Below are 14,167 nucleotides of genomic sequence, written 5' to 3'. Positions count from 1 at the left end.
GAGCAGTTTACGCTGCTCCGGCTTTTTGGCACTCGGGTCGGGAGGTAACGGGTGCTCAGTCTCGCACGCGCTCGATCAGTGCGCCACACCTGGCCAGCTTGTGTTCCACCGCCTCATACCCCCGGTCCAGATGGTAAATGCGGCTCAGAATGGTCTCACCATGAGCGGCAAGCCCTGCGAGAATGAGGGAGAATGAGGCCCGCAGGTCGGTCGCCATGACCGGTGCGCCAGACAGGCTGTGCACACCACGGATAATGGCGGACGACCCGTGTACGTTAATGCGCGCCCCCATGCGATTGAGTTCGGGCACGTGCATGAACCGGTTTTCAAAAATGGTTTCGGTAATCATGGAAGCCCCCTCTGCGACCGAGAGCAGCGCCATGAACTGGGCCTGCATATCGGTCGGGAAACCGGGGTAAGGCTCGGTCATGATGTCGATCCCGCGCAGGGCTCCAGTGCGGCGCACCCGCATGGTATTCCCATCCTGCGTAATCTCGGCTCCGCATTCTTCCAGTGCGCGCACAACAGCGCCCAGATGGTCCATCTGCCCGCCAACCAGCCGCAGGTCGCCACCCGTAATGGCAGCGGCACAGGCATAGGTGCCGCATTCTATCCGGTCGGGCATAATGCGGTGCTCGGCCCCGTGCAGGGCTTTTACACCATCAATCAGAATGGCGGAACTGCCTGCTCCCGTAATGCGCGCGCCCATGGCGTTCAGGCAGTTGGCCAGATCGACCATTTCCGGCTCACGCGCGGCGTTGATGATTTCGGTTTTGCCCTGCGCAAGCGTTGCCGCCATCATCAGGTTCTCGGTCGCGCCGACCGAGGCGAAGGGCAGAATAATGCGGTCGCCTACAAGCCCTTTGGGAGCGCGGGCGTTAATATAGCCGTTTTCCAGCGTAATTTCCGCGCCCAGTGTTTCCAGCCCTTTAAGGTGGAGGTCCACCGGGCGGGTGCCAATGGCGCACCCACCGGGCAGAGACACGCGCGCCTCCCGGCAGCGGGCCAGCAGAGGACCAAGCACCAGAATGGATGCCCGCATTTTGGAAACAATGTCATACGGGGCTTCGGTATTGGTAATATCCCCCCCGACCGACAGGGTGGAGCCATCGCCCGTAACATCATGCACTTCCAGCCCGTGCTGTTCCAGCAGGGCGCGCATGGTGGCAATATCGGCAATATTGGGGACGTTGGACAGCACCAGCCGTTCGGAGGTCAGCAGCCCCGCTACCAGCAGCTTGAGGCCCGCGTTCTTGGCCCCGCCAATGGTAATTTCCCCATGCAGGGGGCGGCCGCCGTGGATAACAAAATGATCCATGGTCTTTACATCCGGGGCGTGGCAACGCCACGCTGGCCCATATATTTGCCCGCGCGGTCAGCGTAACTGGTCTCGCACGGGGAATCGCCCTTGAAGAACAGGAACTGGCAGATCCCCTCATTGGCGTAAATGCGCGCGGGCAGGGGGGTGGTGTTGCTGATCTCGATCGTGACCTGCCCTTCCCATTCCGGTTCAAGCGGGGTCACGTTTACAATAATGCCGCACCGCGCATAGGTGGACTTGCCAAGGCAGACCACCAGCACATCCCGCGGGATACGGAAGTATTCAATGGTATGGGCCAGCACAAAGCTGTTGGGCGGAATAATGCATTCATCCGCCTTGCGGGACACAAAACCTTCAGGGCTGAAGTTCTTGGGGTCCACAATGGCGTTGTTCACATCCGTAAAAATACGGAAATCATCAGCCACGCGGGCATCATACCCGTAGGAGGAAAGACCGTAGGAAATAACGCCTTCGCGTTTCTGGTTTTCCACAAACGGTTCGATCATGCCGTGATCGTGCGCCATCTGGCGGATCCATGTATCGGGCATCACGGGCATGTCTTGCTCTCTCCATTACCGGGGGGCTGTGTGGTGGCGGGGGAGGGCTCCTCCGCCGTGCTATGGTCCTGTCTGGTCCGGGCCTGATCCTTGCGGCGGCGCAGGTTGGCGCGCAGTGCCGCTGCCTGACGGGCAAGCCGCTCGGCGCGGGCCGCTTCCGCTCTGGCGGAAAGGGTCTGTCCGGAGGATTGGGTTTTGTCGGGCGTGTCAGTCATGCCAGATGCAGCAAGGCCAGTCGCGTACGGGTTGAACGTTCGCCTTGCTGACTAGCAGACGTACCGCGCCATGCCTAGAGCCCGCCACAGGGGCGGGTGGCCTTTGTGCTGTTTTATGCGTGTCTGCCGGTGCGATGGGCGCACCGGCAGGAGGTGGTTTTTACAGGTTGGCAATAACCTTGAGGCCAATCAGGGCCGCATTGGGAATGTGGTGTGTTTCGCCCGGGTGGATCAGATACTGGAACTCAGGCTGGACCAGCACGCCATGTGTGGCGTCTATGCCGTAATACGCTTCCACCAGTTCGGAATCATTCTGGATTCCACGAATGGTCGATCCCAGTGAATACCCGCCATCCACGGCCAGAATTTCGCTATCGCGGCGGCGGCGGCTGACCTTGTACCACGAATACAGCACGCCAAACCGGTCGGTCAGGCGGGTGGGGATCAGCCCCACAAACGACAGGCCGCCATAAGCCTGATCCGATATGTTGACCACATGCGGGGTGGCATGCACGTAACCAGCCATCAGGTAGCCACCGGCCATCTGGTTACGCCCGCCAAGGCGGTAGATCATCTGGTCGGCCTCCAGCCACATGGCGTCGGAGGGGGCGGAGCGTGTGCCGGGCAGGGTGTCGGCAATGTGCTTGGGCAGGACCGAGCCAATCTTGTCCGCATACCGGGTGGTGTCGTGTTCATACCCCAGCACGTAGTGGCCGGGCAGGCGGTTGCGGGTCAGGAACGGTGCCCAGGTGAACTCGACCGGCAGGGACAGGCCCGTTGCGTTCTCGGACCCCCATGACCAGCCCGAAGGGTTCTCGCTCAGGGTGCTCACGGAGTAAGCGCCAACCTGTATGGCCGTATCCCGCGTGGGGCGGAAGCGCGCGCGCGCACCCCATGTGGCTTTTGGGTACACGCTCATGCCCGGTAGCTGCTTGATGGCCACAGGGGCCGAGCAGGTGACCATGAAGGAGCACAGCAGCGGAGATGTGGCGAACACATGGGTAAGCGACATACGGCCGAAAATGATGTCCAGCTTGTTGTTGAGCATCTTTTTCTCGGCGTACATGTCCACCAGATGCGCCGCCACGTTGCCCGAGAGCGTGTACACTTCCTGCAAGGCCACATAGTATTCGCCAGCGCGCACGTTCTGCGCCGCACGGCCCGCACGTTCCATGACCAGCCCATGCACCGACCAGCCGTTGAGTGCCGGGTTCATGCGACCCAGATCAAACGTGGTCTGCAGGGTCAGTTCATGCACGTAGCTGATGCCTTTCTGGCCGGGTAACCCGCCAGATGCCAGCCCCATGGCCTCCCCCTTGTAGGAGAAGGAGAACGAAAATCCCTTGTCCCTCAGCCGGTCGCGGAAGGGCATCAACTGCGGAATAAGGTGCCCCGCGCCTGCCGTGGGCACGTAGTAGGGGTCTGGCAGATCGTAATCGCGCTGTGCGTCCCAGCTTGCGGGTAGCAGGGCGGAAGGGCCTTCCCCATTTATCAGGGAGTCCAGTTCGATCTGGTGCAGCGAGTGGGGTGTTTCCGACGGCATGATCGGCATCACGCTCAGAGGTGCCAGACCGGGGGACGGCAGAATGGGCACCCCGCTCGGCGGAATGGGCGTGTTGGGCGGGCGTCGGATGGCGCTCAGATCCGGGCCAATGGTTTCCGCATCCAGCGGGCGCAGGGATTGCGCAGGCAGGGCATGGACCTTGCTGCCGGGGTTGATGATGGTGTCGGAAATGGGAGACACGCTCGGCTGGGCCGTAAGGGCGGAGGCATGGGTGGTCTGGGCCTGTGCCATGCCTGAGCCAAAAGGTGCATGCCATACTGAGGCCAGTGCAATGGCGCATGCAGCGGTTGCGCGGGTGTGCTTTGGCCCGTGTTCGGAGGTACCGGGGCGCTGGGGGCGGTGTATTTTTGCCATTGTTATTCCGCTTCCTCTCGCTCTTGCTGGAGGGAGTTGTCTTATGCGTGCAGGGGTTCGGTTTTAGGGAGCGTGCTGCTGGGCCTGCTGTTCAGACCGTGCGTACAACCGCACGTACCGGCAGGGCATGGGCGTAGCGCCAGAATGTACAGGACTGGGTGGCATAAGAACGGAGGCGGATATTCCACCGGGTAGGATGTGCGACCATGTGACAGACCGTTATTGTTTTTGTGTTGTCGGTTCGTCATCAGGAGCATGAAGGGAAATGCCCGGTCAAGAGTGGTTTTGAAATATTATTACCCAAAACCAAACAAAATAGGCATTTTAGGAAAAACGGAGTGCAAATTTTTGTTATAACGATAAATTTGCAACATACGCACGGCAGCTATGCACCGTAAGCGATGTCCTGCCAGCCGCAAAGCTGCGCCCCTGCCTGTTCCAGCCCCTTGCGAAAGCCCGGTGCGCAGAGCGCCTGAAACTCTGCCTCATGCTCATAAGTGGGCATCAGTTCTTCGAGCATGGTGTTTTTGTGGGTGGCGGGGTGGAAATAGATCTCGGACACACCATCAGGCAGATGGGCTGCCAGAGCGGCCATGCGTTCGGTGGTCATGTGCCCGCTCCAGGCCAGCCCAAAGCACCAGTCATTCGTAGCCATGCCCGCGGCATGGGCCTGATGGCGCAGCAGGGCGGTCCAGCGGCGCAGGGCGGCATCGCCCAGCGTGTCGGTATAGGTGCCTGCGGCATACAGGGGACGGGGTGGTTCCAGAGGCACGCGTACGGCATTCAGCCCATAGCCTTTGCCTATGCCAATCATCATTTTACCCACGGTAGGGTGCAGGTGCATGTGCTTGTGGGCGTTGGCGTGGTCCAGCGGCAGGCCCGTGCGGCTGAAGGCTTCAAACTGGGCGGTGATTTCCGCCTCCAGTTCCCGCCGTCCTTCGGGGCGGAAAAAGTAGTCCACTCCAAGCCCGAACTGGGAGGAAGAAAACCAGCCATTCCCGCGCGTAATCAGCGGCAGGCGGCTGTGGGGCAGAACCGATGGTCCTTCAATAACCACCAGATGCAGGCCGACATGAAGGGAGGGCAGACGTCTGGCCCGTTCCACCGCATCCTGTGCGGCAGGGCCGGAAACCATGAGACTGGCAGTGGAGAGAACGCCGTTGATGTGGGCCTGTTCGATGGCCTCGTTCACTTCAACCGACATGCCGAAATCATCGGCGGAAATAATGGCGCGTTTCATGGTTCTGGCAGCCCTTTGTAGCCTTTGCCTGTGTCTAGCACTGGCGGGCGGGGGCTGTCATGGCTGTTCTGGGTGGGGGACTTATGCGCCATCCCCCACCCAGCGCCATCAGTTATGCCAGATCAGGCAGCCTTGCGGCCTTTAAGGAACTGGAAGAATTCCACACCTTCGCGCAGGCGGCGCTTCATCATCTGGGGCGAACGCACCATTTCACCCACGATGGAGGCAATCTTGGGAGCGCGGAAGTAGAACTTCCTGTAGAATTCTTCCACGCTGTTGAAGATTTCGGTGTGCGACAGGTGCGGGTAGTGCAGCGGTGCAATCTGCACGCCGTTTTCGTCCAGCAGTTCGGCGTTGCTTTCGTCCAGCCAGCCGTTTTCCGTGGCTTCCTTGAACAGGGCCGTGCCGGGGTAAGGTGCTGCGAGGGAAACCTGCAACGTGTGCGGGTTGATTTCCTGTGCGAAGCGAATGGTTTCCTGAATGGTTTCCTTCGTTTCGCCCGGCAGACCCAGAATGAAGGTGCCGTGGATCTTGATCCCCAGTTCGTGGCAGTTCTTGGTGAACTCACGCGCCACTTCAACACGCATGCCTTTTTTGATGTTGTGCAGGATCTGCTGGTTGCCACTTTCGTAGCCGACCAGAAGCAGGCGCAGGCCGTTGTCACGCAGGACCTTGAGCGTGTCGTAGGGCACGTTGGCCTTGGCGTTGCACGACCAGGTTACACCCAGCTTGCCCAGTTCGCGGGCAATGGCTTCGGCGCGGGGCAGGTCGTCGGTAAAGGTGTCATCATCAAAGAAGAACTCCTTCACCTGCGGGAAATACTGCATGGCCAGACGGATTTCGGCCGCCACATGCTGCGGGCTGCGGGTGCGGTAGCGGTGGCCCCCCACGGTCTGCGGCCACAGGCAGAAGGTGCAGCGCGATTTGCAGCCACGGCCCGTATAGATGGAAATGTACGGGTGCATGAGGTAGCCGATGAAGTAATCTTCAATCCGCAGGTCACGCTTGTACACTTCGGTCACGAAGGGCAGGGCGTCCATGTCTTCGATCATGGCGCGGTCGCGGTTGGCGATAATTTCGCCATCCTTGTTGCGCCATGTAATGCCGTCCACGTCCTTGAAGTCCATGCCATCGGCAATGTCCTTGATCGTGTAATCAAATTCATTGCGGGCAACAAAGTCGATGGGCGCACCCTTGAGCAGGCTTTCTTCCGGCTGAACGGCCACCTTGGCGCCAACCATGCCAATCTTCAGGTTCGGGTTAACGTCCTTGAGCATCTGGGCCACCTGCACGTCCTTGGCAAAGGACGGGGTGGAGGTGTGCAGCACCACCAGATCGCGGTTTTTCACATCTTCCAGAATGGGCTCCATGCCCATGTTGGCGGGCGGGGCGTCAATCAGGCGGCTGCCGGGAACCAGAGCAGCAGGCTGGGCCAGCCATGTCGGATACCAGAAAGATTTAATTTCACGGCGGGCCTGATAGCGCGAGCCTGCGCCGCCATCAAAACCATCAAAAGTTGGCGGCTGGAGAAAAAGGGTTCTCATCGTCATCGGTTTCTATCCTGACAGGGGCGTAGAACGGTGGGGTCCAACAGTAAGCTCCGGCATAAATGCTGGCTCAGGGACTTCCGTATCTGCATTTGGTTTAGGCAAATACTCTGGCGTATAGGCAGAAAGCAAGTCTTTGCATGTGTTCACTAAGGGCCGGGGGAGAGAGTCCGCACAGGCGCGGAGGCCGTGTCCGGGTGGGGAGCAATGTGCATGGTCTGGCCCCGCCAGTGGACTTCCGTGCCACTGGCGCTCCCTACCATAATGGCGGCAGACAGCCAGTCCCGCAGGGGGAGCAGTAAAAATGGCCAGAGCGCGCGCGCACCTACAGCGCGGTCAATCAGCAGCGACGTAACCCCGCGCATGGCCCATATGCCCCAGAAGAATGGCAAACTCCATGCCGCATGTGGCTGAAAAAGCACAACCAGTGTTGCCCAGAAGAGGGGGAGCTGGATGGAGGAGGCCGCATACCCAGCTGGCGCCAGCGTACACACCGTGCGGCCCCACCGCAGTTCGTGCCGCAGCAGTTCGCCAAAGCTGGATTCGGCAATGGTGGTCCATGTCATGCATTCGGCAATGGCGATGTTCATGCCAGCCTGTCGTACCAGCCTGCCGAGCAGGGCGTCATCGGCCACATGGGGCAAAAGGGCTTCCAGCCCGCCGATTTCATCCAGTGTCTGGCGGCGCAGCGCCATGGTGGCCCCTAAACAGTCCTGCCGCCCCAGATAGCGCGAGAGCATGACACCGGGCAGAAAGTTGTGGTTGATCTGGCAGGCCGCCAGCATCTGCACAAGGGAGCCTCTTGCAGGCAGGCCCGCGTACAGGGTGGTGACCAGCCCGGTATTGGGCTGGTGCAGGGCCGATACGATGTGTTGCAGGTAATCGGGCCGCACATGGATGTCGGAATCGGAAATTACCAGAATATCGTGCCGTGCTCTGGGCAGAATATTCATCAGGTTGCTGATCTTGCGGTTCAGCCCATGCAGGGCGGGGTCCACCACAAGTTCCATGTCCAGCGATGGGTGGCGTTCCTGCAGGCGGCGGACAACGGCAATGGCGGGGTCATCCGCATCGCGCACGCCAAACAGGATCTGCATATGGGGGTAATCCTGCGTGCAAAAGCTTTCCAGAGCTTCTTCCAGCAGGGGTTCGGAGCCGTACAGGGGTTTCAGTACGGTTACCGGCGGGGGGTTACCCAGCACGACAGGCAGTCGTTCATTGCGGCGGAAACGCGCCAGCAGTCCAGCCCCCAGCGAGGACTGGATACAGCCAGTAACAGAAAGAAGCGCGCTGGCGGCGGCCAGAACAGGAAAAACTGCTACCATGCCCCGACCATCATGCGCCCCATAAGGGAGGAGTGTGTCTGTTTGCGTTGCCGCACGCGCCTGCTCCCTTAGTTCTGGGCGTAGGCCTGAGCCTTGCGCTCAAGAACGCTGATAAGGCCAGAAACGCCACCCGAGGTCAGCGTGGAGCTGAAGTCCGAACGCTGGGCCGCGGCCTGGCTGATGCGGGCATCGCTGAGCAGCACGTCCACAATTCTCCATGACCCGTCGGCATTGTTCATGATGTAGCTGATCTCGGTCGGGGTTGAGCCATCGCTCGCGCCAAGGTCGGTGACCACCAGCTTGTTACCGCCAACGGCCGTGTCGGTCACGGTAGGCTGGATGGTGAACTTGATGTCCGCACCCGGCTTGAAGTTACTTACGTAGCGCGAGACAGTGTACGCTCTGAACGCGGCCAGCAGTTTCTGCTTTTCGTCAGGATTCAGCCCGTTGTAACGCAGGCCGATGGAGGCTTTGAGCACCGCTTCCAGATTATAGGACTTGTCCACGGCGGTGGCAACGATCTGGCTGCGTTCGGCAAAGCTGCCGTGGGACTGCACGATCTGGTCAAGCGCTGTGTACAGCGTCTGCACGGGGGCAATAACGGCATCGGACGGAGCGGACTGGGCAAACGCAGCCGGGGCGGATACGCCAGCCCCAGCTACGGGAAGAAGCGCCATGCTCATGCCAAGCACGAGCCCTGCGCGGAAGGAAATACGTTTCATGCTTACGATTTTGTCCCGGTTGCACGGTTTGACAAGGTTGCTTCGAGCATGTCTCCGATGCCCGTAGCGCTCACACCCAGTGCATTAAGAGCGGTTGCGACGATGTGAGGTGCGGAGAGCCCGGCCTCGTCATACTGCGCGTCCTGCGTGTTGTGGTCGATAAAGCGGTCGGGCAGGGTCATGGGGCGGAAGCGCACCCGGTCAAGCAGCCCGGTGCGGGCCAGATGGTGGCAGACCTGTGTACCAAACCCCCCTTCGGACCCTTCCTCAATGGTGATCAGCACCGCATGGTTGCGGGCAAGGTTTTCCACCAGAGCCGTATCAATCGGCTTGGCGAAGCGGGCATCGGCCACGGTCGGGGGCAGGCCCTGTGCCGCCAGCATGTCGGCGGCCTGCAGGCACGCTCCAAGCCTTGGCCCGAGCGAGAGAATGGCGATGCCACCCGTCTGTGCACCGGACTGGCGGCCCATCTCGCGGATCATGCGGCCCCTGCCAATTTCCAGCACCTGCCCCTCGGCGGGCAGGTCCAGTCCAAGCCCGTTGCCACGCGGGTAACGCAGGGCAATCGGGCCTTCATCAAACTCAGCGGCCGTGGCTGTCATGTGCAGCAGTTCCAGCTCGTCCGAAGGGGCCATGATGGTCATGCCCGGCAGGCAGCCCAGATAGGCGATGTCAAACGACCCGGCATGTGTTGCGCCATCGGCCCCGACCAGCCCCGCGCGGTCAATGGCAAAGCGGACCGGCAGGTTCTGGAGCACCACATCGTGCATGACCTGATCATACGCACGCTGGAGGAAGGTGGAGTAAATGGCGCAGAACGGGCGCAGGCCCTCGGTGGCCATGCCCGCGGCAAAGGTAACCGCGTGCTGCTCGGCAATGCCGACGTCAAAAAAGCGGTCGGGGTAGTTTTTGGCAAACGCATCCAGGCCCGTGCCGGACGGCATGGCGGCGGTCACCGCGGTCAGGCGTTTGTCGGTCTGGGCGCGGCGGACAAGTTCACGCGCAAAAACCGAGGTGTAGCTGGGCGGGCCTGCGGGGCCTTTCTTCTGCTCACCGGTAATGACGTTGAACTTGGCTACGGCGTGGTATTTGTCGCCCGCGTTTTCTGCCGGGCGGTAGCCGTGGCCTTTTTCCGTAATCACATGCAGCAGGATGGGGCCTTTATCCGTATCACGCAGGTTGCGCAGGATCGTGACCAGCTGCGGCAGGTCGTGCCCGTCCACGGGGCCAACGTAGTAAAAGCCCAGCTCCTCGAACAGTGTGCCGCCGGTAATCATGCCGCGTGCGTATTCGTCCGCCTTGCGGGCGGTGCGTTCCACCGGGGCGGGCAGCTTCTTGACGAATTTGCCCGCCAGTTCGCGCAGTTCCATGAACTTGCGCGACGACATGAGGCGCGAGAGGTAGTTGGACATGGCCCCGACCGGCGGAGCAATGGACATCTCGTTATCATTGAGAATCACGATCAGGCGTTCGGCACCCGGCCCGGCTACTGCGGCGTTGTTCATGGCCTCATACGCCATACCGGCGGAAATGGAACCATCGCCGATCACCGCAATCACATTGCGTTCACGGTAGGAGGGATCATCCTCCGCGCGCAGGTGGTGCGCCACCGCCATCCCCAGCCCAGCGGAAATGGAGGTGGAGGAGTGGGCCGCGCCAAACGGGTCGTATTCGCTCTCGGAGCGGCGGGTAAAGCCCGACAGCCCACCCGGCTGGCGCAGGGTGCGGATGCGCTCGCGCCGTCCGGTCAGAATCTTGTGTGGGTAGGCCTGATGGCCCACATCCCAGATTACCCGGTCATCGGGCGTGTCGAACACCGCGTGCAGGGCTACGGTCAGTTCCACAACGCCAAGCGAGGCCCCAAGGTGCCCCCCGGTGGTGGAGACCGCATCCACGGTTTCGGCCCGCAGTTCGTCCGCAAGCTGCTTGAGCTGCTCAACAGACAGGTTGCGCAGGTCCGCAGGAACCCGAACACGATCCAGCGCAGGAAAACGGCCAAAAGTGGGAATCGGTGACGCGGCGTTCTGGTTTTTAGAACTGTCCATGCGATTGTTTCCATCTTCTTTTTAGCGGAAAACGGCGCATAACTGCCTGTTACAGGCGGGGTATGCTGTTCTCCGGCGTGCCTTACATCGCGTTAACATGCCGACAGACATCGCGAACCAAAGGGGTTTGGTTTAATGTTTTGTGAAAGAACGCAAGCACGGAAACAAAACTCGCTGCTGATTGTGTCTTTTTTGCAACAGGGAGTGAAAAAGACTTGAGCTTGACAAACGAGGCCACCTATATGCAGGCGAATACCTCATACACGCGTGGCTATACATGTTCCGCGCCTGTTGCTCCTTCTGACAGTCTACGGGTGGAGTAGCAGGCCAGGCAGGCAGCAGGTCTGGCCGCGCGCTTTATGGACATACTCAATACTGACTTGTCTTACTACCAGTCACGATACAGGCGTTAAGTGGATGCGCCAAAGCGGGGGTTTATGGCCGTACCGATAATGCAGGCCGTCAGGGTCGGCAGTTACGTTGTCAAACAGCATATTACGGGGCGCAAGCGCTATCCGCTGGTGCTCATGCTTGAGCCGCTTTTTCGCTGCAATCTGGCCTGTGCAGGCTGCGGAAAAATCGATTACCCGGCGGCTATTCTCAACCAGCGCATGACCGTGCAGGAATGTCTGGACGCGGATGCGGAAGCAGGCGCGCCAGTAATTGCCGTAGCTGGCGGGGAACCGCTGCTGCACAAGGAAATGCCCGAAATCATCCGTGGGCTGATCGCGCGCAAGAAGTACGTCTATCTGTGCACGAACGCCCTGCTTCTTGAAAAGAAGATGGATGATTACGAACCATCCCCCTTCTTCTCGTGGGATGTGCATCTGGATGGCGACAAGACCATGCACGATGCCTCCGTCTGTCAGGACGGGGTGTATGAGCGCGCGGTTGCCGCCATTAAAAAGGCCAAGGCGCGCGGTTTCCGCGTGTCCATCAACTGCACCGTGTTCGATGGGGCGGACCCCCAGCGTATGGCCAACTTCTTTGATGAAGTGATGGCCATGGGCGTGGACGGGATCATGACCGCACCGGGCTATGCCTATGAGCGTGCACCCGATCAGGCGCACTTCCTCAACCGGCAGAAAACCAAGCAGCTCTTCCGCGATGTGTTCCGTCTGGGCAAGGGCAAGAAGTGGCGGTTTACGCAGTCTCCGCTCTTCCTCAACTTCCTTGCCGGTAACGAGCAGTACCACTGCACGCCGTGGGGCAAGCCCCTGCGTAACGTGTTTGGCTGGCAGCGCCCGTGCTACCTGCTGGGTGAAGGCTACGCCAAGTCCTTCCGTGAGCTGATGGACGACACCAAGTGGGACGATTACGGCACCGGTAACTACGAAAAATGCGCCGACTGCATGGTGCATTCCGGTTATGAATCCACCGCTGTTATGGATGCCGTCCGCCGCCCCTGGCACATTGCCAAGGTCGCGCTGTTTGGCCCCGAAACCGAAAAGCCGATGGTGCCGGAAATCTCTCTGGCCAACCAGCGTCCGGCCCAGTACGTGTTTTCCAAGCAGGTGGAAGAGCAGATGGAAGCCATTGCGGCGCGTAAGCCCGCCAAGGCTCCCCGGGTCAAGGTCGTGCGTACCGAAGGTGCGAATGACGAGGCCCCCAAGGCTGCTGAACCCGCAGAAAGTAGTGCCGCAGACTGATTCTGCCCTGTGCGAATCGGTTAGGCGAGACAGAAAACGGCTCCTTCGGGGGCCGTTTTTTTATGGCCGCCGCAAAAAGAATACCGATTTGGTCCGCTTTATGCGGTGGGCAGGCATACACCTGCTGCATGGGCATACCCTACAGGGCGGGTCACGTGTTCGGTGCTGGTCTCCCGCGGGATCATCCCTTATCGTGTGCGTGGGGCTTCTGTTGTGCAAAGCCCGCTACAGCAGACCCGCTACAGCATAAAGGCGTGTTGGTTTTATCCATGGCACTTTCCATTCTTGTTATTTTCTTTCTGGTTTTCCTCAACGCCGTGTTCGCCATGGGTGAACTCGCCCTTATTTCCGTGCGCAAGCCGCGTCTGGCACAGTTGCAGGAGAAGGGGATGCGCGGTGCGGACCGGGCCATGCGTCTGGCCGAGGACCCGCAGATCTTCCTGCCTACGGTGCAGGTGGGCATGACGCTTGTCTCCATTCTGGAAGGCACGTTTGGCGGTGTACAGATCGAGGCGCACCTGACCCCCATTCTGGAGCGCTTTGCCCTTCTCAAACCCTTTGCCCCACAGCTTTCCATGGTTGTGGTGGTGGTTTTCATTACCGCCATCATGCTGGTGCTGGGGGAGCTGGTGCCCAAGCAGCTTGCCCTGCGTGAGCCGGAAAAAATGGCCGCCCGCCTGGCCATGCCGCTGGAACTGCTGGCCAGGGTCACTGGGCCGGTGGTCATGCTGCTGCGGGCCTCTTCCAACATGGTGCTGCGTCTGATGGGGGCGAGCGATGCGGTCAACCAGAGCCTGACGGAAGAGGAACTCAAGGCCTACATAGCCGAAGGAGCGCGTCTGGGCGTGCTGGAGCACGAGGAGCGCAGCATGATCGAGCGGCTCCTGCGGCTGGCAGACCGGCCTGTACGGGCTATTATGACGCCCAGAAACGAACTGTGCTGGATAGACCGTCACGCCGGGCGTGAGGCGCTGGTGCAGGTGCTCAAGCAGACTAGCTACGCCCGCATTGTGGTTTGCGAAGGTGGGGTAGACAACCCCGTAGGCGTTATTCTGGCCAAGGACGTGCTGGACCGGGTGCTTGAGGGCATGCCTGTTTCCATAGAGGCGGGCATGCGGCCGATGGTGGTGGTGCCGGACAGTATTTCCGCGCTGGACATGCTGGCGCGCATGCGCAGCATCAATCTGGGCATGGCCTTCGTACTGGACGAATATGGGGCGTTTGAAGGGATCGTGACCCCGGCGGACCTGTTTGACGCCATTGTGGGGGAAACCTCGCACGAGCAGCCCCAGTCCAGCCACCACGCAGCCAACGTGCCCGCGCCCGATGCGGTCATCAGCCTTGAAGGAACTGCCTCGGTGGATGAGATCAAGGACATGCTGGGCCTGCGCTCCTTGCCGGAGGAAGGCAGCTACCATACGCTGGGTGGCCTGCTGCTGGCCCTGCTGCGGCGTGTGCCAGCGGCGGGGGATAAGGTCGCCTATGATGGCTGGCTGTTTGAGGTGCTGGAAGTGGAGGGCCGCCGTGTGGCCCGCGTACGCGCCAGCCGTCAGGCACTGGCGGAAAACTGAGAGAGCGCCAGAAGGGAAGCTCTTCCCGCCACTGTCTGCTGCAAGAGACATCCATCA

11 protein-coding genes are annotated in these 14,167 nt (G+C 60.5%); 2 read left to right on the top strand and 9 right to left on the bottom strand.

The genetic code is table 11. The features are described from left to right. Positions 1-55 precede the first annotated feature (55 nt). From murA to dxs, 9 genes are all read right to left on the bottom strand, one after another. Positions 56-1,318, bottom strand: a complete 1,263-nt coding sequence (gene murA / locus AB2L51_RS11850) for a UDP-N-acetylglucosamine 1-carboxyvinyltransferase (protein ID WP_395582806.1) — start codon at positions 1,316-1,318, stop codon at positions 56-58. A gap of 5 nt (positions 1,319-1,323) precedes the next feature. Then, positions 1,324-1,878, bottom strand: a complete 555-nt coding sequence (gene dcd / locus AB2L51_RS11845; RefSeq protein WP_166116032.1) for a dCTP deaminase — start codon at positions 1,876-1,878, stop codon at positions 1,324-1,326. Then, positions 1,869-2,093, bottom strand: a complete 225-nt coding sequence (locus tag AB2L51_RS11840) for a hypothetical protein (RefSeq protein ID WP_395582805.1) — start codon at positions 2,091-2,093, stop codon at positions 1,869-1,871. The genes dcd and AB2L51_RS11840 overlap by 10 nt, the downstream gene beginning before the upstream one ends. Positions 2,094-2,253: 160 nt before the next feature. Further along, positions 2,254-4,011 carry a carbohydrate porin gene (locus AB2L51_RS11835; protein WP_395582804.1) on the bottom strand — a complete coding sequence of 586 codons (1,758 nt, stop codon included), beginning with the start codon at positions 4,009-4,011 and terminating at the stop codon, positions 2,254-2,256. A gap of 385 nt (positions 4,012-4,396) precedes the next feature. Further along, positions 4,397-5,251, bottom strand: a complete 855-nt coding sequence (gene hpnK / locus AB2L51_RS11830) for a hopanoid biosynthesis-associated protein HpnK (protein ID WP_395582802.1) — start codon at positions 5,249-5,251, stop codon at positions 4,397-4,399. Positions 5,252-5,373: 122 nt separating this feature from the next. Continuing rightward, positions 5,374-6,801 carry a hopanoid biosynthesis associated radical SAM protein HpnJ gene (hpnJ, locus tag AB2L51_RS11825; RefSeq protein WP_184382724.1) on the bottom strand — a complete coding sequence of 476 codons (1,428 nt, stop codon included), beginning with the start codon at positions 6,799-6,801 and terminating at the stop codon, positions 5,374-5,376. Between the two features lie 146 nt (positions 6,802-6,947). Further along, positions 6,948-8,123, bottom strand: a complete 1,176-nt coding sequence (gene hpnI, locus AB2L51_RS11820; protein WP_166116039.1) for a bacteriohopanetetrol glucosamine biosynthesis glycosyltransferase HpnI — start codon at positions 8,121-8,123, stop codon at positions 6,948-6,950. 68 nt (positions 8,124-8,191) lie between these two features. Then, the gene (locus AB2L51_RS11815; protein WP_395582801.1) at positions 8,192-8,845 is read right to left on the bottom strand and encodes an ABC transporter substrate-binding protein; all 654 of its coding nucleotides are present in this window, start codon (positions 8,843-8,845) and stop codon (positions 8,192-8,194) included. 2 nt (positions 8,846-8,847) lie between these two features. Beyond that, positions 8,848-10,890 (bottom strand): 1-deoxy-D-xylulose-5-phosphate synthase, encoded by a 2,043-nt coding sequence (gene dxs / locus AB2L51_RS11810; protein WP_400922062.1) that lies wholly within the window; start codon positions 10,888-10,890, stop codon positions 8,848-8,850. Between the two features lie 437 nt (positions 10,891-11,327). Between dxs and hpnH the strand changes: the two genes are divergently transcribed. Both hpnH and AB2L51_RS11800 read left to right on the top strand, forming a co-directional pair. Next, positions 11,328-12,539: an adenosyl-hopene transferase HpnH gene (gene hpnH, locus AB2L51_RS11805; RefSeq protein ID WP_086647240.1), complete on the top strand. Its 1,212-nt coding sequence runs from the start codon at positions 11,328-11,330 to the stop codon at positions 12,537-12,539. Positions 12,540-12,808: 269 nt separating this feature from the next. After that, positions 12,809-14,110, top strand: a complete 1,302-nt coding sequence (locus tag AB2L51_RS11800; RefSeq protein ID WP_395582671.1) for a hemolysin family protein — start codon at positions 12,809-12,811, stop codon at positions 14,108-14,110. Positions 14,111-14,167: the final 57 nt, after the last annotated feature.

This window comes from Acetobacter fabarum, from assembly GCF_040702925.2.
Classification (GTDB): Bacteria; Pseudomonadota; Alphaproteobacteria; order Acetobacterales; family Acetobacteraceae; genus Acetobacter; species Acetobacter fabarum_B.
The sequence above is the reverse complement of the archived record's forward strand: the minus strand, read 5'-3'. Positions and strand labels throughout refer to the sequence as shown.

Excerpts from the sequence above, each read along its gene's own strand:
- hpnH (WP_086647240.1), top strand. The coding sequence starts at position 11,328 with ATGGCCGTACCGATAATGCAGGCCGTCAGGGTCGGCAGTTACGTTGTC.
- dcd (WP_166116032.1), bottom strand. The coding sequence starts at position 1,878 with ATGCCCGTGATGCCCGATACATGGATCCGCCAGATGGCGCACGATCAC.
- AB2L51_RS11815 (WP_395582801.1), bottom strand. The coding sequence starts at position 8,845 with ATGAAACGTATTTCCTTCCGCGCAGGGCTCGTGCTTGGCATGAGCATG.
- hpnJ (WP_184382724.1), bottom strand. The coding sequence starts at position 6,801 with ATGACGATGAGAACCCTTTTTCTCCAGCCGCCAACTTTTGATGGTTTT.
- murA (WP_395582806.1), bottom strand. The coding sequence starts at position 1,318 with ATGGATCATTTTGTTATCCACGGCGGCCGCCCCCTGCATGGGGAAATT.
- AB2L51_RS11840 (WP_395582805.1), bottom strand. The coding sequence starts at position 2,093 with ATGACTGACACGCCCGACAAAACCCAATCCTCCGGACAGACCCTTTCC.
- hpnI (WP_166116039.1), bottom strand. The coding sequence starts at position 8,123 with ATGGTAGCAGTTTTTCCTGTTCTGGCCGCCGCCAGCGCGCTTCTTTCT.
- AB2L51_RS11835 (WP_395582804.1), bottom strand. The coding sequence starts at position 4,011 with ATGGCAAAAATACACCGCCCCCAGCGCCCCGGTACCTCCGAACACGGG.
- dxs (WP_400922062.1), bottom strand. The coding sequence starts at position 10,890 with ATGGACAGTTCTAAAAACCAGAACGCCGCGTCACCGATTCCCACTTTT.
- hpnK (WP_395582802.1), bottom strand. The coding sequence starts at position 5,251 with ATGAAACGCGCCATTATTTCCGCCGATGATTTCGGCATGTCGGTTGAA.
- AB2L51_RS11800 (WP_395582671.1), top strand. The coding sequence starts at position 12,809 with ATGGCACTTTCCATTCTTGTTATTTTCTTTCTGGTTTTCCTCAACGCC.